Here is a 20,138-nt window from a genome sequence, read left to right on the forward strand (position 1 = left end):
TGAGCCATGAAGACACGAATCCTGCTCGTCGAGGATGATGCGCGCCTCGCCGACCTCACCGCCGAATACCTGCGCAAGAACGACTTCGAGGTCTCGATCGAGCCGCAAGGTGGGCGCGCCGAGACGCGCATCCTCGACGAGCGTCCCGATCTGGTGATTCTGGACGTGATGCTGCCGGGGAAGGATGGTTTCGAGGTCTGCCGGGCGGTGCGCGCGCACTACGCCGGCGTGATCCTGATGCTCACCGCCCGTGATGAGGACTTCGACCAGATCCTCGGTCTCGAACTCGGCGCCGACGACTACATCGCCAAACCGGTCCAGCCACGCCTGCTGCTCGCGCGCATCAAGGCGCTGCTGCGGCGCGCGCCGGCAACGCCGGGCAGCGGCGAGGGGGGCGATGCCGGCGCACCGGTCGAACTGACTTTCGGCCGCTTTCGCATCAGCCAGGCGACGCGCAGCACCTCGCTCGGCGACGATCGGATCGACCTGACGACCGCCGAGTTCGACCTGCTCTGGCTGCTCGCACGCCACGCCGGCAGCATCCTGTCGCGCGACGACCTGTTGCAGGAACTGCGCGGCATCGGTTTCGACGGCCTCGACCGCTCGATCGACGCGCGCATCTCCCGCCTGCGCCGCAAGCTTGGCGACGATCCGGAAAACCCGACGCGAATCAAGACGGTGCGCGGCAAGGGCTACCTCTTCAGCAGACATGACTGGCAATAGCGGCAACAACAGGCTGCTCGCCATCCTCGGCACCTACAAGCCGGAACCCTGGCGCGGCCGCTACAGCCTGTCCCGGCTGTTCTTCAACTTCTACCTGCTGGTCATGGGGTCCTTCGTCGCCATTGCGATCTTTGCCGACTTCGTCATCTCGACCGCAGTGAAGGGAATCACCGACGACTACACCAGCCGCTTCATGCGCGGCACGGTGTTGCTGATCGAGGAGGAATTGTTCCGCCGACCACGCTCGGAGTGGATGCGAGCGATCAAGGCTCTCGATCAGAAGTTCGCCTATCGCCTCGACATCGTCGACCGCTGGACGCTGATGCTGCCCCCGAAAGAGGCCGAAAAGCTCGACAGCGGCGAACTGGCGATCGACGCCCAAGGGGACATCATCTATCACCGCCTGAAACAGACGCCGCAGATCCTCGTCGTCGGACCGATCTCCCCGGAACGGAATCCGGAGTATCAGCGTGGCATGCCGCTCGACCTGCGCATCAGCCTGCTGACCTGGAGCTTGATCGGCGTCTGCCTGGCGATCGTCGTCTGGCTGTGGGTCCATCCCGTCTGGCGGGATCTGGAAGCGATGCGCCAGACCGCGCGTTCACTCGGCGAGGGATTCTTCGTTGCGCGCGCACCGGCGATGCGCAGCAGCGCCTTCAGGCCACTGGCCGAAACCCTGAATGGCATGGCCGAGCGCATCCAGCGCCTGATCGCCACGCAGAAGGAGCTGTCGAGCGCGATCTCGCACGAACTGCGGACACCGATCGCGCGTCTGCGCTTCGCGCTCGAGATGCTCGCCGCCACCGACGACCGGGCTGAACGCGAGCGCATGGCGGGAGCCATGGAAGGTGACCTCGATGAACTGGACGGACTGATCGACTCAAGCCTGACCTATGCCCGTTTCGAACGTGAGCAGCCCGAGCTGCAGCTGACCGAGGTCGAGTTTGCTCCCTGGCTCGAGGCACAGGTGGAGGCCGTCCGCGTCCTCGCGCGCAAGCTCGATCTGCAGGTGGACAGCGCCACCCTGCCGCCCCTGCTGCACGTCGAACTCGATCGCAGGAGCATGCCCTACGCCATCGGCAACCTGCTGCGCAACGCGATCCGCTACGCCCGGACGCGAGTCCGTGTCAGTGCCGAGGTGGCCGATGGCGAGATCCGGGTGCATGTCGACGACGATGGCATCGGCATCCCGGTCGAAGAGCGCGACCGCGTCTTCTCGGCCTTCACCCGCCTCGACCGTTCGCGCGACCGCTCGACCGGTGGCTACGGCCTTGGCCTGGCGATCGCGCGCCTGGTTCTGGAACAGCACAACGGCCGCGCCAGCGCCGGCGAGTCGCCACTCGGCGGCGCCCGTCTGACGCTGAACTGGCCACTGTCACAGAACGTCACGGAAAGCTGACGCAATCGCTGCAGACCTGCAAGCCATCCGCCGACTATCATCCGTCCCGTTGATGAAGCAATGACCCAGGAGACGAGATGAGCGAGTTCAAACTCAATTGCGAGCGATTCCTTGCCGCGACGCGGCAGCACCTTTTTTCCGGCGAACCGGCCCCCGGCGCGTCGCCGGAGTCCCGCGAGGACGATGCGGCGGTCCATTGTGGCCGCGTCGAGCATCGTGGTCACAACTGCGCATGAATTCGCTGGCGGTGCCGTCCGAGCCGTTCCCCATCAGCGAAGGAGTCGGACTTTTCGTCGGCATCGTCGCCTGGGATCTGCTCAGTGCCGGCGAGATGAACCTGCTCCAGGCGGCGCTGGCCGCTGCCGTCGGCTCGCTGGCCTGGTACGCCTTCCGCTGCTGGCGAGCAAGGGTTCGCGGCAAACGACGCTGAATCCCGTCCGCCTTGCAGCGCTGTACCCTGTGTTGTGCAACTGTAATCCGAGTTTTTCTGCTGTGCCTGGTTGCCCCTCCCTTCCGCCCGTCCGAACGACGGACTTCCGCCCCGCGCCAATCTTGCGCGGGGCTTTTTTTTTCTCCCTGGCCGCTGCCCCGGCGCTGGCGGGAAGTCCTCAGTCCGCCGCCCGTGTGGCCACTGCCGCCGGACTGCCAATCAGCCGCACTTCACGTTGCGGGAAGGGAATCTCTATGCCGTTCTCGCGAAACGAGCGCCAGATCGCCATGTTGATCGCCGAACGGACGGCGCCGGTTCCCTGCTGCGGATCGCCGATCCAGAAGCCCAGGTCGAGGTTGATGCCGCTGTCGGCGAAACTGGTCAGCAATACCTGCGGTGCCGGCTCGGCCAACACCCGCGGCTGCGCCCTTGCCGCATCGTCCATCAGTCGCATCGCCAGTTCGAGGTCGGCACCGTAGCTCACCTGCAGCGAAACGACGACGCGAACCTGCGAATCGCTGTACGACTCGTTGCGGACGATATTGGAGACCAGGTACTCGTTCGGGACGATCACTTCGGTTCCAGTGAGCATCCGCAGGACGGTGTAGCGCGAGGTGATCTTGGTCACGACGCCCGCGGTGTTGGTATCGAGCGCCACCAGGTGACCGAGACGAATGGATTGGTCGAGCAGGATGATGAATCCACTGACATAGTTGCTGGCGATCTTCTGCAGGCCGAGGCCGAGGCCGACGGCGAGTGCGCCGCTGAAGACCGACAGCGCGGTGATGTCGATGCCGACGATCGACAGCCCGAGCAGGAGCGCGATCACCGACAGGACGGCCTTGACCAGGCGGCCGAGGACGACGCGGATGTTGGAGTCCATCGCCTCGTTCGCCAGCAACCGCGCCTCGATCTCGCCCGACAGCCACAATGCCAGCAGCACCGTCACCACCACCGTCACCAGCCCGCTGAGCAGCGTCCACAGGTCGAGCGTCTGCCTGCCGGCAGTGAAGCTCACCTGCTGCAGGAGGTCAATCAGCGGACCGGCGAGACCGGTCAGGTGCAGAGCGAAACCAAGCCAGACGACGGTCGCAATCCAGCGCTCGGAGGTCGCCAGCCAGCCACTCGGCGAGAAGGCGTGGCGCAACAGATAGACCGCGGCGCGCACGAGCGCCATCGACAGCAGCAACGGCACCGCCAGGTCGAGCAGGCTGACCGGCCCGAGCTGCCAGTAGCGGAAGGCGCGCCGGACAACCACGACCAGCAGCAACGCCAGCAGCGGGAACGAAACACGCTTCAGGCTGCCGCTGCCAAAGGCGCGCAGGGCACCGTAGGGCTCCGCCGCGACGGCGGCCGCGCGCCGCTGCCAGGTACGCGTCGCGCCCCAGGCGGCGAGCAGGCTGAGCGCGAGGGCAAACACCTGCCAGAGAAAGCCCGGATTGCGCAGATCACGCCAGAGTTCCAGCAACAGGGCAAACATCTCCTTCTCGTTCATCGCCTCTCCAGTACTGTCGCAAAAAAACCGTCGGTTGCATGCCGATGCGGCAGCAGTCGCAGTCGCTCACCGGTATCGAGAGCAATGTCCTGCTGCTGCAGGATCCGCGCCGCCGGACGGACGACGAACTGCGGGTTCTGCGCCAGAAAGGCATCGACGACACGGTCGTTCTCCGCGTCGAGCAGGCTGCACGTGGCGTAAACCAGCCGTCCGCCCGGCTTCACCAGGTTGGCAGCGGCGACGAGGATCGCCGCCTGCTTCGCCGCCAGTTCGCCGACACTCGCCGGATTCTGTCGCCACTTGAGGTCGGGATTCCGCCGCAGCGTGCCAAGACCCGAGCACGGCGCGTCAACCAGGACGCGATCGAGCTTGCCGGCCAGCCGGCCGACGCGCGGGTCGCGCTCGGAATCGATGCGCACCGGGTAGACGTTCGACAGCCCGGAACGCGCCAAGCGTGGCTTCAGCTTCGCCAGCCGGCGTTCGGCAACGTCGAAGGCATAGAGCCTGCCCTGCGAGCGCATCAGTGCCCCGAGCAGCAGGGTCTTGCCGCCGGCGCCGGCACAGAAGTCGGCGACCATCTGACCACGCCGGGGCTGCAGCAGAAAACCGAGCAACTGGCTGCCTTCGTCCTGCACCTCGATGCTGCCATCGACGAACAACGGATGCTTCGCCAGCGCCGGCTTGCCCGCCAGGCGTATCCCCAGGGGCGAATACGGGCAGGCAGTGGCTGCCAGACCACTCGCCAGCAGCTTCGCCAGCACCTCATCGCGCCCGCCCCGCAGCGGATTCACCCGCAGGTCGAGCGGTGCCGGCTGATTGAGCGCGGCTGCCAGCCGCTCGAGCTCATCGGCGGCGAAACCGGCAAGCAACTCGGCGTACAGCCAGTCGGGGAGATCGAGGCGCACGGCAGCCGGCAGATCCTCGATCCGCACCGCCTTTGCCTGCGCCAGCCACTTGCTCTCCGACTCGCTCAGGACCTCCGCCAGTTGACGCCGGTTCATTCCCTGCACGCAGGCGAGCGCCGCCAGAAGCAGGCGGCGCGAACTCAGGTCGTCGGCGCAACGGGCCGCCAGCGAACGCTGGCGCCGCAAGACCGCGAACACCAGTTCGGCAATGAAGCCGCGCTCGTCATGACCCAGTTCGCGATGCTGCCGGAAGTAGGCGGCAACCACCTGGTCGGCGGCGGACGTCAGGCGCAGCAATTCGCCGAGCAGCGTTTGCGCATGGTCAAACAACGCCGGCGTCACGCGCACGCTCAGGGCTCCTCGCCGACTTCGATTGCAATCGCCACCTGTACATAGAGGTTGCCCCTGCGGTCCACGTAACGAATCTTGACCGGCAACAAGCCGCGCTCGCGGGCCAGCCAGACTTCGGTCGACGCGACGCCGGGAACCCGCAGGTGCATGGCGTTGAAACGCCCGGCGGGTGTCTCGACCTCCTCGTCGGGAAGGACCTCGAGCCTATGGCGCGCATGTTTCCGGCCAGTGACGACCGCCAGCTCCTGACCCGTCGCGAGGCCCCCAAGCAAGCCAAGCTGGTAATTCAGCGACAACAGATCCTGTGCTCCGGGGCTGAGCGCCTGCGCCGGCCGATCGGCGAAACGCACCTGCAGTTGCTGCCAGTCGAAGTCCGCCTGCTCGTTCCTTTCCCGCCCCGGTTGGCGCGTGACGAAGCGTTCCGGCTGCAAACCGGCTGCGGTCACCCGGCCGACGCTTTCGGCCTCCACCCGAAGCGGCCGGAAGAAGCCGATGAGGCCACTGGTCTCGGTGACCGCGGTAATGCGGTAGACCCCGTCCCCGGCCTGCCACGAGTGCACCGCGTGACCGATCTGGAAGCCCTGGTCGCCGCGATCGACACGATAGCGGATGACCCCGCGCCGCGGCAGGGAGGAAACGGCCAGGGCCGCTGCATCGGTTGCCGGGGCGGCATCCAGCTCCATCGTGCCGGGCTCGGCCATCGCCTCGGCCGCGCCATCCCCTTCTTCCGCAGCCGCCGCCGCTGGCGGTGGTGCCGGCGCTTCGGCTGACCCATCAGCCGTGGTCAGCCGCGTCGACTCCGGCGGCCTGCCCGACGTTGCCGTCGGTCGTCTCTTGCGGGCAAGGGGTGGTGGCGCTGCGCGCGGCGTTGCCGGTGCCGCGGCGTGCGCGGGCGGCGTCGCGACCTGTGGCTTCAATTCGGCCGACAGCGGTGGCGGCTCCACGGGAAAAGACAGATCGACCTCCGGCACGAACAGTACGACAGTATGCAGACCAAGCGATGCGGCAAGCGCCAGGATCAGCAGCGCGGGCATGGGTCGGGCTGCGGAGCGATCAGGGCGCCGGCGCCAGCCGGCGGCGCTTCGAGCAACACGCGGCCGTCCTGCAGGCGCAGCCGCCCCTCGGCAAACCAGCGCACGGCCTGCGGATAGATGACGTGCTCCTGCGCCAGGACGCGCGCCGCGAGCAGCGCCTCATCGTCGCCATCGAGCACCGGCACAGCGGCCTGGATGATGACCGGCCCGTGGTCGAGATCGGCAGTGACGAAATGCACCGTACAACCGTGGATCCTTACCCCCTCGGACAGTGCGCGCAGATGCGTGTGCAGACCAGGGAAGGCCGGCAGCAGCGATGGATGGATATTGATCAGGCGACCGTCGAAGCGACGCACGAAGGCAGCACCGAGAATGCGCATGAATCCGGCGAGAACGACGAGGTCGGGCAAGAAGGTCTCGATCGCCTCCGCGAGCGCCGAGTCGAAGTCCTCGCGCTCGGCAAACGAGCGATGATCGACGACACGCGTCGGTACGCCACGCGCCGCTGCAGTCAGCAGGCCCTGGGCGTCGGGACGGTTGGCGATGACACCGACGACCGTCGCCCGCAGGGCGCCGGACTCGCCCGCCGCCAGCAGCGAAGCCATGTTGCTGCCGCGGCCGGAGATGAGGATGACGACCCGGGTCATCTCCCCTCCCCTGCCGGCAACCACAGCCCCCGTCGGTGAAGGCCACAGGACCGGTCGCGGCACCGGCTGGTCGCGCACACGGCAACCGGCGCCGGCTTCACTGGGCAGCGCTGCGACATGCCTCAGGCCCGCCGATTCTGGAGCCAGCCGACGACCACCGGCACCAGCGAGATGGCGATGATCGCCAGGATCACCAGCGACAGGTTCTTCTGAATCCAGGGCAGGTTGCCGAACCAGTAACCGGCCAGTGTCAGAGAGCCGACCCAGCCCAGCCCACCGACCAGATTGAAGAAGGTGAAGCGGGAATAGCTCATCGCAGCGATGCCGGCGACGAACGGCGCAAAGGTGCGAAACAGAGGCAGGAAGCGCGAAATGACCAGTGTCTTGCCGCCGTGCTTCTCGTAGAAGGCGTGCGTCTTCTCGAGCGCCGCCCGGTTGAAGAAGCGCGACTGCTCCCACTGAAACACCCGCGGCCCGAGGAAACGGCCAATCTGGTAGTTCACCATGTTGCCGAGCACTGCCGCCGCGCCGAGGACGGCAAGCAGGACGACGATTTCCATGCCGCCCAGTGCAGCGAGGGCGCCGGCAACGAAGAGCAGCGAGTCGCCTGGCAGGAAGGGGGTGACGACGAAGCCGGTCTCGCTGAAGATGATGACGAAGAGGATGGCGTAGATCCACTGGCCGTATTCCTGTACCAAGACCGCGAGGTGCTTGTCGAGGTGCAGGATGATGTCGATGAAGCTGGCGAGGTATTCCATCGGCGCGGGAGGGTGAGCTGTCGGCAAGCCGCGATTCTACCGGAAGCCGCGCCGGTATAATCCGGAGATGCCCGAAACAGCGCGAATCCATCTCCTGCCGGACCTGCTGGTCAGCCAGATCGCCGCTGGCGAGGTCGTCGACCGACCGGCCTCGGTGCTCAAGGAACTGCTCGAGAACGCCCTCGATGCGGGCAGCTCGTCGATCCAGGTCCAGCTCGAGGAAGGTGGCGTCAAGCTGATCCGCGTCAGCGACGACGGCAGCGGCATTGCCGCCGACGAACTGCCACTGGCGCTCTTGCGCCACGCGACATCGAAGATCTCCTCGCTCGACGACCTCGAACGCGTCGGCACACTGGGCTTCCGCGGTGAGGCGCTCGCTTCGGTCGCTGCCGTCGCCCGCGTGACCCTGACGACGCGGGCGAAAGGCGATGACGGTGCGGTGCAGCCGCATGCCTGGCGACTCGGCGGCGAGAGCGGCGCGACGCCTGAACCGGCCGCTCTCGCCGCCGGAACCGTGGTCGAAATGCGCGATCTCTACTACAACACGCCGGCGCGACGGAAGTTCCTCAAGTCCGAGAGTACCGAGTTCGCGCATTGCTCCGAAACCCTGCGGCGCATCGCGCTGGCGCATCCGGAAGTGGCGTTCACCCTGGCCCACAATGGCCGCGTCAGCCTGCACCTGGCGCGCAGCGATGCGCGCGGGCGAGCCGGCGCGATCCTCGGCGAGGAGTTTCTCGCCGAGTCGCGCTGCGTCGATGCCACCGGCGGGCCACTCCGCCTCGCCGGCTACTGTGCCTTGCCGGCCTACTCACGCGCCCGCGGCGACGCCCAGTACTGTTACGTCAATGGTCGTTTCGTACGCGACCGGCTGCTCGCACACGCGTTGCGCGAGGCCTACCAGGATCTGCTGCACACCAGCCGCTACCCGGCTTACTGCCTGTTCCTGGAACTCGACCCGGCGGCCGTCGACGTCAACGTGCACCCGCAGAAGACCGAGGTCCGCTTTCGTGACTCGCGGGCGATCCACCAGTTCGTCTTCCACGCCGTGCAGCGCTGTCTCGCCGGACCGCTGACAGCGACAGCAGACCAGGCGGTCGCGACACCGGAGGACGCCGCCTCGCCGTTGCCGATGCCGCCGGCAACGGCCGGCGTTCGTGGCCAGCCCTTCGCAGCCAGCAGCGGCCGCCCGCCGTGGCAGACTTCGCTGGGCGTCAGCGAGGCGACCCGCAGCGCCGCCTACGAGGCTTTCGTCGCTGCGGCACGCATGCCCACGGCAGCGGCAACGGCGAGCGAACCGGCGCCGACGATGGGTGATGGCGCGACGGCGCCGCTGGGATACGCCCTCGCGCAACTGCACGGTGTCTACATCCTGGCGCAGAACGCAGCCGGCCTGGTGGTCGTCGATATGCACGCGGCGCACGAGCGCATCCTTTACGAGAAGCTCAAGCACGCGTTCGAGCAACAGAACGTGGCATCGCAGGCGCTGCTGATTCCGGCCGTCTTCAGCGCCGACGAGATCGACGTCGCCGCCGCCGAGGAAAGCGCGCCAGCGCTGCAGCGACTCGGCTTCGACCTGGCTCCGGTCGGCCCGCGACAGCTCGCGGTGCGCAGCGTCCCCGCGCTGCTCCTCGCCGCCGATCCGACCGCTCTCGCGCGTTCGCTGCTGCACGAACTGCGCGAGCACGGCGCGACACAGCTGGCAACGGCGCAGCGCAACCAGCTCCTCGCCAGCATGGCCTGCCAGGGCGCGGTCCGCGCGCGCCGCCAGCTGTCGCTCGCCGAGATGAACGCCCTCCTGCGGCAGATGGAGGAAACCGAGCGGGCAGACCACTGCAACCACGGCCGGCCGACCTGGATGCAGCTCAGCATGGCCGATCTCGACCGGCAGTTCCTGCGCGGCCGATGAGGTCGCCGGCAACGCCCGTCGAGCGGTTGCCGCCGGCGATCCTGCTGCTCGGGCCGACTGCCAGCGGCAAGACGATGGCGGCGATGGCGATCGCCCGCCGCTTCCCGGTCGAACTGATCAGCGTCGACTCGGCGCAGGTCTTTCGCGGCATGGACATCGGCACCGCCAAGCCTGACGCGGCGACCCTCGCCGAGTTCCCGCACCGCCTGATCGACCTGATCAGCCCCGAGGAGAGCTACTCGGCCGCGCGTTTTCGCGGCGACGCACTGGCAGCAATGGCCGAAGCCACTGCCCGCGGCCGCGTACCGCTGCTGGTCGGGGGCACGATGCTTTATTTCAAGGCCCTGTGCGAAGGCCTCGCCGACCTGCCGGCAGCCGACCCGGCGACGCGTGCGATCATCGACCGCGAGGCGGCGGCACGCGGCTGGCCGGCGCTGCACGCCGAACTCGCCGCCGTCGACCCGAGCACGGCGGCACGCCTGCACACCACCGACGCGCAGCGCATCCAGCGCGCGCTCGAGGTCTTTCGTCTCCGCGGCCAGCCGCTGTCCGCTCTGATCGCCGCCGCGAGCCAGGCGCCGCCACCATACCGCATGTTGTCGATCGGCCTCGTGCCGAGTGAGCGCAGCGTCCTGCACCGACGGATCGCCGACCGTTTCACGGCCATGCTCGGCGCTGGGCTCGAGGACGAGGTCGAGTCACTGCGCGCCCGCTACCGGCTGCACGGCGGGTTGTCGTCGATGCGCTGCGTCGGCTACCGGCAGGTGTGGGAAGTGCAGAATGGCATCGCGCCGCGCAACGAGCTGCGCGATCGCGGCATCTACGCCACCCGCCAGCTGGCCAAGCGACAGCTCACCTGGATCGCCAACAGCCTGCGCCCGCAGATCGTCGATTGCCTGGCGCCGGACCTGTCGGACAAGCTCGAGCGCCTTGTCGACCCGTTCATGGACTGAAGATCAGGCCCGGGGTGGCCGCAGGCGATCGAGCCGCAATCGCTGCCGCTCGTCGAACAGGCGCCGGGCGGCGAAGCTGACCGCAACCATCGTACCGAAACCGGTGCCGGCGGCAATCAGGAACATCACCAGGATCTGGTATTTCACCGCCTCCACCGGCGGCGTCCCGGCGAGAATCTGGCCGGTCATCATTCCCGGCAGGCTGACGATGCCGGCGGCCGACATGGCATTGACGATCGGAATCATGCCGACACGGATCGCCTCGCGGCGGCTGTCGGCGATCGCCCGTCGCGCGTCCTGCCCCAGTGCCAACCGGCTTTCGATGATCTGCCGCTTTTCTGCCGCATCCTGCGTCAGGCGATCGAGCCCGAGCGAAATGCCGTTCATCGTGTTGCCGAGAATCATGCCGAGCAGCGGAATGGCGTACTGCGGGGCGTACCAGGGGTCGTTGCCGATGACCAGCAGCAGCGCCAGAACGCTCACGGCGAACGACGAGACAAACATCGACAGGGTACCGACCGCGAAACCCCAGCCGCCGACGAAACGACGCTTCTGGCGAACCATCACCTCGCGTCCGGCAACCGCCAGCATCACCGCCGCCAGCAGTCCGACCCACAGCGGATGCGCGTTGGCGAACAGGAGCTTCAGCACGAGACCGATGAGAACCAGCTGCACAGTGCTGCGCACTGCCGAGATCAGCAGTTGCCGCTCGCTGCCGATGCGCAGTCGCCACGACAGGCCGGCCAGCGCCAGGATGAGCAATGCGGCCAGCGCGAGATCGAATGGCGACAGCGAGACGACGTTCATCGCCGCCCGCACTCGTGCAGTTGCCCCTGCTCGAGGACGAAGTGGCGTTGCGCGACGCGCCCGATCTGACCCTTGTCATGACTGACCCAAAGCAGCGCCGCCTGCCGCTGCAGCCGGTAATCGGTGAGCAGCGATTCGACCCGCCGCGTGTTCTGCTCGTCGAGATTGCCGGTCGGTTCGTCGAGCAGGAGAACTGCCGGCGTCTGCATCAGCGTGCGCAGCAGGGCCAGCCGCTGCCGCTCGCCGGTCGAGCAGCGGGCGACCTGCCAGCTCATCGCCGCTGCCGGCAGATCGAGCCGCGCCAGCCAGTCGGCGTCGACCCCGTGAGCGAAATGATCGCCGACGAGCTCCGACCACCACTGGCTCTCGGCCGTCACCAGCGCCACCGCGCGTCGCCATGCCGGCGCCGGCATCGCGGAGCAGACGGCATCGTCACAACGGGCTTCACCGCGGTGCGGATCGAGATCGGCGATCGCCCGCAGCAGCAGCGTCTTGCCGCTGCCCGACGGGCCTGCGACGCAAACGCACTCGGCGGCGGCGACCGACAGCCCGAGCGGACCGACGTGATGGGTGGCAAACTGTTGCAGGTGCAGGCTGGCCAAGGCTGGGTGCTCGCTCTCGCCACGCTGGCGACGCTGGCGACCGCGAAAAAAGGGCGCCCGGCGGCGGCGCCCTTTTGCGTCCCGCTGCGGATCGCTCAGAGGATCGGCTGATGGTCGACCGACGGCGCCGACCCACTGGGCTCATAGACCACGTGCGGGCGGCCAACCAGCAACGGGTCGATCGGGCCGATCGCCTCGATGTCCTTGCCGGTGTAGTTGAGCTTGTGCAGGACGTAGCGCATCGCATTCAGCCGCGCGCGCTTCTTGCAGTCGGACTTGACGACGGTCCACGGCGTTTCGGCGGTGTCGGTGTGGAAGAACATCGCCTCCTTGGCCTTCGTGTAATCGTCCCACTTGTCCAGTGACGCAAGATCGATCGGCGACAGCTTCCATTGCTTCAGCGGGTGCACCTCGCGCTCCTTGAAGCGCCGGCGCTGCTCCTTGCGGCTGACCGAGAACCAGAACTTGATCAGGTGGATGCCGCTGCGCACGAGCGTCCGCTCGACCTCTGGTGTCTGCCGCATGAACTCGCTGTACTCCTCGTCGGAGCAGAAACCCATGACCCGTTCGACACCGGCCCGGTTGTACCACGAACGGTCGCAGAAGACGATCTCGCCGGCAGTCGGCAGGTGGCGCACATAGCGCTGGAAGTACCACTGCCCACGTTCCTCCTGCGTCGGCTTCTCGAGCGCCATCACCCGTCCCCCGCGTGGGTTGAGGTTCTCGGTGAAGCGCTTGATCGACCCACCCTTGCCCGCGGCGTCGCGGCCCTCGAAGATGATGACGACGCGCTGGCCGGTCTCCTTGACCCAGTTCTGCATCTTGATCAGCTCGACCTGCAGGCGGTACTTCTGCTTCTCGTAGGCCTTGCGCGACATCAGGTTGCGGTACGGGTAGGAGTTGTTGTCGCGCCAGCCACTCGCCAGTTCGTCGTCCGGGCTGGTTGCCGGCTTCGCCGCCGGCTGCTCCTTGCCGAGCAGCGCCTTGCGCAGCGCCATCGCGTCGTCGGGCGACGAGCCGGTCATGATCGCTTCCAGAGTCTTGGCCAGCGAAGCCGTGTCACCGACCTTGGCATGCGCGATGATGTCCTGCAGGGCGACCTTCTTCTGCTCGATCGCCGAACTGGCGGCCTCGGCAACGTCATAGGCTTCCATGCCGCTCGCCGTATGCGCCGGCGCGACGTCCCCGGCGGACGCCTTGCGCGGCTGCGCCGCGCGCGTCGACGCGGTGGCGCGCGCCCGTGGTGCCCGTCCCGCCGGCTTGGCCGCTGCAGCCCCGGCATCCCCGGCTGCCGTGGTGCCTGCGGGCTTGCTGTTGTCGGTGCCATCTGCAACGGGCGGCGTTCTCTTCTCCATCTATCTCTCTCCAGTGGAAGGTGTCGTGCAACTCGAAAACGCGTCGAATACCTGCTCGACGTGAGTTGTGATGATAGCGCCGACATGTCAGACAGTTCAATTGCTTGCAGGCCGTCGGAACACTCTTTTGCGGACTTTTCGGGTCGCTGGCCGACACGATGGCGAAAGCTGCACGCGCCGACGCAAACGGCAGCCGGGACGACGACTGCCGACGACCACCACAACCGTCCGGTTGCATCGCCATCAGCAACTCGGTCGCTTATACTGCAGTGCTGACCCGGGCAGACGCACGCCCGCCCACCCGATGGATCGCAACGCGGAGCTTCCCATGCGCGCGCAACCGCACACCACCTGCACCGCGATCGGCAGGAGTCGCTGGCGGCAGCTGCTGCTGGTGGTCGCCTGGGTGCTCGCGACCGCATCCTGCGCACCACCGGAACCGGTCCGCATCGGTTTCCTCGGCGGCCTTTCGGGCCGTGTCGCCGACCTCGGGATCGGCGGCCGCAACGGCGCCATCCTGGCCGTCGAGCAGCGCAACCAGCGCGGCGGCATCAACGGCCGGCCGATCGAGCTGATTGCCGAAGACGACCAGCAGGACCCCGAGGTCGCCAAACAGGCGGTGGCCCGCCTTCTCGCCCGCCCGGTCGAGGTGATCATCGGCCCGATGACGAGCGCCATGGCGATGGCCGTGGTACCGCAGATCAACGCCACGGCGGTACCCCTGATCTCGCCCACGGTCACGACCAACGGGCTCACCGGCATCGACGACCAGTTCTTCCGGGTCGTCGCGCCGACCGCCCGGCACGTCTTCAAGTCGGCCGACCTCCATTACCGGCAGCTCGGAATGCGACGCGTGGTGCTGGTCTGCGATCTGCGCAACGAGGCGTACACGGCCAGTTGGGCAGGTGACTTCCGCCGGGCTTTCGTCGCTCTCGGCGGCGCCGTCATCGACGAGATCGGTTTCGCCGGCGACGACGCACTGTCGATGGTCGCGGCCCGCGCCCTCGCCAGCCGGCCGGACGGGGTGCTGATCATCGCCAACTCGGTCGATACCGGCCTGCTCGTACAACAGATCCGGTTGCGTGACCGCCAGGTTCGCCTCGCCACGGCCGAATGGGCGGCCACCGAACGCCTGATCGAGCTCGGCGGCCAGGCGGTCGAAGGATTGGTGGTCGCACAGTACGTCGATCGGCAGAACCGCAACCCTGCCTACCTCGCCTTTCGCAAGGCCTACCGCGAGCGCTTCGCCCATGACCCCGGCTTCGCTGGACTGACTGCTTTCGACGCCACCAATGTTGCCCTCGATGCCCTCGCCAGCAGGCAGAAGCAACAGACGCTGAAGCAGGCATTGCTCGCGCATGGTGAGTTCGCCGGCGCGCAATCGCCGATCCGCTTCGACGCCAACGGCGATACCGAGCGCGACACCTTCCTTTCCCGGATCCACGACGGCGAGTTCCAATCGCTGCCGTAGACACACCGGCGATGCCGGCGGGTATGCCGGCCGGCATCCGCGCGCAGCGCTGCCTGGTGGCACCGTCACGTCGCCTCGTTGCCCGGTCCCGTTTGCCGGCGGAAAAGCGACGGCGGACGGCGACGGTCTGGTTTAAGATCGCGGAATGGTTCGTTCCCTGCGTTTCTGGCTGGCGCTGGCGTTGGCGAGTGTCGTCGCCACCGCCACCGGCGCGGTCGTCGCCGTCCTCGTCGTCGTCCTCGTGCCCCGCCTCAACGACCAGGTCGAGAGCAGCAATCGCGCACTGGGCCTCTCGCTCGCGCGGCAGGTCGACGATCTCCTGCGCGATTCGGCAGAGGTTGTCGAACGCCTGGCCAGAGAAATCGAGGCTGGTCCTCACGGTTCCCCTGCGAGCGCCCGCATTCTCCTCGACACGCTGGCGCAGGCACACCCGCCGCTGGCCGCGCTGCACCTTCTCGATGCGCGCGGGCGGGTGATCGAAGTCGGACTGCCGCGCCAACGGCGAGGGCAGCGCAGCGAACTGCTCGGGCTCGACTTCTCGGCGCGTGCTTCCGTCCGTACGGCGAAGCCTGCCGGCAGCGTACGCTGGTCGGACAGCTACCTGTCACAGCATGGCCGGATCGTCGTCGCCGTCACCGTGCCGCTGCGTCCGCCCGTGGGTGCAGCCGGTGACGAGCCGTGGTCGCTGGTCGGTGAAATCGATCTCGAGAGCCTCGCGGGGCACATCGCCGAGCTGGGCGAGGGCGACAGCCTGCTGACGATCATCGTCGACCGTGTCGGCCAGGTGGTCGCGCATCCCGACCCCTCAGCCGCAACGCGCCAGGAGAACCTCACGCACCTGCCGCTGGTCCAGGCTGGCTTGGCCGGCCGCTTCACCACCGAGTGTTTCTCTCTGGCTGGCAGGGACTACATCGGTACGGTGACCCCGGTGGGGAATTCTGGTTGGCTGACGCTGGTGGCGCAGCCGGAAGAGCAGGCTTTCGCGACGATGCACACGGCCCTGATCGGGGTTGCCACCGGATCGGCCATCGCCCTCGCCCTCGCCGTCGTCGCCGCAGTGGTTTATGGCGAGCGCCTGGTGCGGCGCATCGCCGCCTTCAACCGGCACCTGCAAGCGATCGCCGATGGCGACTACGGCGCCAGCCTGCCCGCCTCGCGGGCCCTCGAGCTGGTCAGCCTGGCGAACAACCTGCGGCGGATGGCGAACGCCGTCCTCGAACGTGAGGCGGCGATCGCCGCCTCCGAGGAGCGCTACCGCGCCCTCTTCAGTGATGCGCCACTGGCGTATCAGTCGGTCGAGGTCGACAGCCTGCGGCTGGCCGCGGTCAATGACGCCTGGCTCAGCCTGCTCGGTTACGACAACGCCGACGTGGTCGGCCGTCCGCTCAGCGATTTCCTCGCCGAAGAGTCGAAAGGACGGCTTGCTGAAGTCTTTCCCGCTTTCATCGCCTGTGGCCGCATCAACGACTTTGGCTGCGAGTTCCACGACAAGGATGGCCGGACGATCCCGGTGCTGATCAACGGCCGCATCCACCGCGGCGCGGATGGCCAGGCGCGGACCCACTGCATCCTCACCGACATCAGAGAGCGCCTGCGAAGCGAGGAAGCCCGGCAACGCGCGGCAGCGCTGCTCGAGCATCAGGCGGCGCGCGCGCTGGCGATGCTCGATCTGCCGAAGGCCGCCGAACGGATGAGCGAAAGCGAGTTCATCCGGCACGGCTTGGCCGAAGTGGAAAGGCTGACCGGCAGCCGACTGTCCTTCGTCCATTTCCTCGCCGACGAGCAGCAGGCGGAGGCCGAGATCAGGTGGTCGACCGCCACCCCGCACAGCCTGCCGGCGATCAGCGAGAGACTGTGCGCCGGGACACTGACCGGGATCTGGAAGGAAGCACTGCAGCGGCGGGCACCGGTACTCTACCCGGACCGTCAGGCCGTCCTCGCCACCAGCCCGCTGGCAGCCAGCGCCGGACTCGAGCGGCTGATCAGCGTGCCGGTCATCGAGGGAGGCATGGGCCGGATGATGCTCGGCGTCGGCAACAAGGCCGAAGCCTACGACGAGAACGAGATCGAGACTGCCCGCCTGCTCAGCCAGGACATCTGGCGCATCGTCAACCGGCACCGCGCCGAGCAGGCGCAGCGTTTGGCCGCGACCGTCTTCTCGGCCAGCAGTTCGGGTATCTGCATCACCGATGCCGGGCAACGGATCATCTCCATCAACCCGGCGCTGTCGACGATCAGTGGCTACGACAGCGAGGAGATCATCGGCCATACGCCGCGCCTGTTCGCCTCGGGTCGGCAGCGGGTCGGCTTCTACCGCGAGATGTGGAATTGCATCCGCAGCAGCGGCGCCTGGCGTGGCGAGATCTGGAACCGGCGCAAGAACGGCGAGATCTTTCCGGCGTGGCTGACGATCACCGCCGTCACCGGCAGCGAGGGCACGGTCACGCACTACATCGGCAGCTTCCACGACATCACCGAGCGCAAGCGCTCGCAGGACCACATCCACTTCCTCGCCCACCACGATGCGCTGACGCGGCTGCCGAACCGCCGCCTGCTCGACGAACGCATCCGCGAGGCGATCGATCGCTCGCGCCGCGAGCAACTGCATGCAGCCGTGCTCTTCATCGACCTCGACCGTTTCAAGCTGATCAACGACACCCTCGGCCACGACGTCGGCGACCGCCTGCTGAGCAGGGTGGCCGAGATCCTCAGCAGCGTGCTCGACGAGCATGAGACCGTCGCGCGGCTGGGCGGCGACGAGTTCGTCATCGTCGTACCCGGAGTGGCCGACGCGGCGCGCACGGCGCAACTGGCGAGGCGGCTGATCGACGTGGTGTCGGCACCACAAGTGATCGACGAAAGGCCATTCCAGGTGACGCCGAGCATCGGCATCAGCGTCTACCCGGACGACGGCGAGGATGCCCCTACCCTGCTGCGCAACGCCGATACGGCGATGTACCACGCCAAGGAGCGCGGGCGGAACAACTTCCAGTTCTTCACCGCGGCCATGAACGAGGCGCTGCGTGAACGCGTGTCCATTGAGCACGAGCTTCGCCTGGCGATCGAGCGCGACGAATTCGAGCTCGTCTACCAGCCGCAGGTGGACAGCCGCGATGGGCGCGTGGAGGGCTGCGAAGCGCTCCTGCGCTGGCACCACCCGCAGTTCGGCCTGGTGTCGCCAAGCCGCTTCATCGCCATCGCCGAGGAAACCGGGTTGATCGTCCCCATCGGCGCCTGGGTTCTGCAACAGGTTTGCCGGCAGCTGCGCGCCTGGCACGATGCCGGCCATACCGGCATGCGCATCGGCTTCAACCTCTCGCCGCGGCAACTGCAGCAGGCCGACCTTGCCGAAGGGATCGCCGCGACGCTCGCGAGCTGGCGGCTTGCCGCCAGCAGCCTCGAGATCGAACTCACCGAAAGTATGCTGATGGCCGACCCGGTAAGCGCCAGCACGTTGCTGCGGCGCGTCGCGGATCTCGGCGTCCGCCTGGCGATCGACGACTTCGGCACCGGCTACTCCAGCCTCGCCTACCTCAAGCGTTTCCCGGTCTCGCGGCTGAAGATCGACCGCTCGTTCGTACGCGACCTGCAGACCGACGCCAATGATGCTGCGATCGTCGCCGCCGTCGTCGCCATGGCGACGAGCCTGAACATCGAGGCGGTCGCCGAGGGTGTCGAGACGGTCGAACAGCTGCGTTTCCTGCAGTCCCACGGCTGCCGCGTCGTGCAGGGCCATCTGTTCAGCGCGCCGTGCCCGGCGGCCGATTTCGTCAGCTTCCACTTCCCCGTGCCGGCAACGACAGTCTGAGCGCGGGGTTGCCCAGCCATCGTCAGCGACCGGCGGGAGCAGCGCACGCTCCCGGACGACCCGGCGCGCGCCGGGGCAAAGGCCAGGCGCGCGCGGCGCATCAGAACATCAGGCGCGCGAGCAGCAGACCGCTGGTGACGGCCACACCGGTGGCGACCAGGCCGGGGATCATGAACGAGTGGTTGAGCACGTACTTGCCGATCCGCGTCGTCCCGGAGAGGTCGAAGTTGATCGCGGCGATCAGCGAACCATAGGTCGGGATGAAGAAATAGCCGTTGACCGACGGGAACATCGCGATCAGGAACTGTGGCGGGATGCCGAGTGCGATACCGAGCGGCATCAGCGCACGGGTCGTCGCTGCCTGGCTGTAGAGCAGCACCGAAGCGAAGAACAGGCCGAAGGCGAAAGTCCACGGTGCTGCCTCCGCCCAGTGTCCGATCGCCGGCACGATGACGTCCTTGTGCGCAGCGATGAAGCTGTCGCCGAGCCAGGCGAGACCGAAGATGCCGATCACGGCGACGACGCCGGCGCGCAGAGTGGCGGTCTTCGGCACCTCGTCGACGTTCACCCGGGTCAGCATCAGCATGATCGCAGCGACCGCCATCATGACGATCTCGATGACGATCGGCATGCCGAGCGGGCTCTTCGCCCCCGGCAGGCGACGCAACTCGGGAAAGAAGCCAAAGAGGACGACCAGCGCCACGCCGGCAAGGAAGAGGAAGGCCGACAGCTGCGCGGCCGGCTTCAGCGGCGGCCGTTCGCCGGCCGACTGTGGTGCCGGAATCTGTCCGGAGCGCAGCCGCTCCTGATACGCCGCGTCGTCGCGCAGATCCCTGCCGACGAACATCGAGACGATCGCCGCCGCGACGACACCGGTCAGCGTCGCCGGCACGCAGATCATCAGGATCTGCGGCAAGCCCCACTGGCTCATCCCCTTCTCGGCGAAGAGACCGATCATCGCCGCCGTCGCCGCCGCCACCGGACTGGCGGTGATCGCCTGCTGCGAGGCGATGGTCGCGATCGCCATCGGCCGTTCCGGACGAATGCCGTTCTGGTGTGCCGTTTCGTAGATCACCGGCAACAACGGATAGACGATGTGTCCGGTGCCGGCGACGAAGCTGAAGCTCCAGGTGGTCAGCGGCGCGACGATGGTGACGTATTTCGGGTTGGCGCGAATGATTCGTTCGGCCACACGCACCAGATAGTCGATGCCGCCGGCGGCGTCCATCACCGACGCCGCCATGATCACCGCCAGGATGATCAGCATGACGTCGATCGGTGGCGAAGTCGGCGTGACGCCGAAGCCGACGACCAGCAGCAACAATCCGACCGCTCACCAGAGGCCGAGTCCGACGCCGCTGTAACGCGCCCCCATCCAGATCGCCGCAAGGACGACGACGAACTGCAGCGCAATGCTGATGCTCATGATCCGTTCTCCAGTCTGCCGCCGCAGTCGCCTCGATCAGGCCTGCTGCGGCCGATGCCGCGGCGCCA

General features: G+C 67.5%; 16 protein-coding genes and 1 pseudogene. 8 read left to right on the top strand and 9 right to left on the bottom strand.

From position 1 onward, the window contains the following. Positions 1-6 precede the first annotated feature (6 nt). The 4 genes from V5B60_RS21325 to V5B60_RS21340 all read left to right on the top strand — a co-directional run bounded on the left by V5B60_RS21325 (position 7) and on the right by V5B60_RS21340 (position 2,552). Entirely contained in the window at positions 7-723 is a 717-nt protein-coding gene (locus tag V5B60_RS21325) for a winged helix-turn-helix domain-containing protein (RefSeq protein ID WP_332350060.1), read from the top strand. After that, a complete protein-coding gene (locus V5B60_RS21330; protein WP_332350063.1) occupies positions 710-2,122 on the top strand; it encodes an ATP-binding protein in 1,413 nt (470 codons plus the stop codon). The genes V5B60_RS21325 and V5B60_RS21330 overlap by 14 nt, the downstream gene beginning before the upstream one ends. Before the next feature lie 77 nt (positions 2,123-2,199). Beyond that, positions 2,200-2,358: a hypothetical protein gene (locus tag V5B60_RS21335; RefSeq protein WP_332350065.1), complete on the top strand. Its 159-nt coding sequence runs from the start codon at positions 2,200-2,202 to the stop codon at positions 2,356-2,358. Next, positions 2,355-2,552 (top strand): hypothetical protein, encoded by a 198-nt coding sequence (locus V5B60_RS21340; RefSeq protein ID WP_332350067.1) that lies wholly within the window; start codon positions 2,355-2,357, stop codon positions 2,550-2,552. The genes V5B60_RS21335 and V5B60_RS21340 overlap by 4 nt, the downstream gene beginning before the upstream one ends. Positions 2,553-2,730: 178 nt before the next feature. Here V5B60_RS21340 and V5B60_RS21345 read toward each other — a convergent pair whose 3' ends face one another. The 5 genes from V5B60_RS21345 to V5B60_RS21365 form a co-directional block, all read right to left on the bottom strand. After that, positions 2,731-4,047 (bottom strand): mechanosensitive ion channel family protein, encoded by a 1,317-nt coding sequence (locus V5B60_RS21345; RefSeq protein WP_332350069.1) that lies wholly within the window; start codon positions 4,045-4,047, stop codon positions 2,731-2,733. Then, a complete protein-coding gene (locus tag V5B60_RS21350) occupies positions 4,044-5,300 on the bottom strand; it encodes an RsmB/NOP family class I SAM-dependent RNA methyltransferase (RefSeq protein ID WP_332350071.1) in 1,257 nt (418 codons plus the stop codon). Before V5B60_RS21350 ends, V5B60_RS21345 begins: the two co-directional genes overlap by 4 nt. Before the next feature lie 2 nt (positions 5,301-5,302). After that, a complete protein-coding gene (locus tag V5B60_RS21355) occupies positions 5,303-6,337 on the bottom strand; it encodes a DUF3108 domain-containing protein (protein WP_332350073.1) in 1,035 nt (344 codons plus the stop codon). Next, positions 6,322-6,984 (bottom strand): phosphoribosylglycinamide formyltransferase, encoded by a 663-nt coding sequence (gene purN, locus V5B60_RS21360; RefSeq protein ID WP_332350075.1) that lies wholly within the window; start codon positions 6,982-6,984, stop codon positions 6,322-6,324. The genes V5B60_RS21355 and purN overlap by 16 nt, the downstream gene beginning before the upstream one ends. Before the next feature lie 122 nt (positions 6,985-7,106). Then, positions 7,107-7,742, bottom strand: coding sequence for a DedA family protein (locus V5B60_RS21365; protein ID WP_332350686.1), 636 nt, complete (start codon positions 7,740-7,742; stop codon positions 7,107-7,109). A gap of 67 nt (positions 7,743-7,809) precedes the next feature. Here V5B60_RS21365 and mutL point away from each other — a divergent pair, with 67 nt between their 5' ends. Continuing rightward, the gene (gene mutL / locus V5B60_RS21370) at positions 7,810-9,648 is read left to right on the top strand and encodes a DNA mismatch repair endonuclease MutL (RefSeq protein ID WP_332350077.1); all 1,839 of its coding nucleotides are present in this window, start codon (positions 7,810-7,812) and stop codon (positions 9,646-9,648) included. Beyond that, positions 9,645-10,601 carry a tRNA (adenosine(37)-N6)-dimethylallyltransferase MiaA gene (gene miaA, locus V5B60_RS21375; protein WP_332350078.1) on the top strand — a complete coding sequence of 319 codons (957 nt, stop codon included), beginning with the start codon at positions 9,645-9,647 and terminating at the stop codon, positions 10,599-10,601. Before mutL ends, miaA begins: the two co-directional genes overlap by 4 nt. Positions 10,602-10,604: 3 nt before the next feature. Here the strand turns inward: miaA and V5B60_RS21380 are convergent, their stop codons facing one another. From V5B60_RS21380 to ppk2, 3 genes are all read right to left on the bottom strand, one after another. Beyond that, the gene (locus V5B60_RS21380; protein WP_332350080.1) at positions 10,605-11,408 is read right to left on the bottom strand and encodes an ABC transporter permease; all 804 of its coding nucleotides are present in this window, start codon (positions 11,406-11,408) and stop codon (positions 10,605-10,607) included. Next, complete coding sequence (locus V5B60_RS21385) at positions 11,405-12,010, bottom strand: ABC transporter ATP-binding protein (protein WP_332350082.1); 606 nt, start codon at positions 12,008-12,010, stop codon at positions 11,405-11,407. The genes V5B60_RS21380 and V5B60_RS21385 overlap by 4 nt, the downstream gene beginning before the upstream one ends. 95 nt (positions 12,011-12,105) lie before the next feature. Further along, entirely contained in the window at positions 12,106-13,365 is a 1,260-nt protein-coding gene (gene ppk2 / locus V5B60_RS21390; protein WP_332350084.1) for a polyphosphate kinase 2, read from the bottom strand. Between the two features lie 328 nt (positions 13,366-13,693). Between ppk2 and V5B60_RS21395 the strand changes: the two genes are divergently transcribed. Both V5B60_RS21395 and V5B60_RS21400 read left to right on the top strand, forming a co-directional pair. Next, positions 13,694-14,836 carry an ABC transporter substrate-binding protein gene (locus tag V5B60_RS21395; protein ID WP_332350086.1) on the top strand — a complete coding sequence of 381 codons (1,143 nt, stop codon included), beginning with the start codon at positions 13,694-13,696 and terminating at the stop codon, positions 14,834-14,836. Positions 14,837-14,981: 145 nt separating this feature from the next. Continuing rightward, a complete protein-coding gene (locus tag V5B60_RS21400) occupies positions 14,982-18,644 on the top strand; it encodes an EAL domain-containing protein (protein ID WP_332350088.1) in 3,663 nt (1,220 codons plus the stop codon). Positions 18,645-18,744: 100 nt separating this feature from the next. Here the strand turns inward: V5B60_RS21400 and V5B60_RS21405 are convergent. Next, positions 18,745-20,070, bottom strand: a pseudogene (locus V5B60_RS21405) (anaerobic C4-dicarboxylate transporter family protein). Between the last annotated feature and the right edge of the window lie 68 nt (positions 20,071-20,138).

The organism is Accumulibacter sp. (assembly GCF_036625195.1).
Classification (GTDB): Bacteria; Pseudomonadota; Gammaproteobacteria; order Burkholderiales; family Rhodocyclaceae; genus Accumulibacter.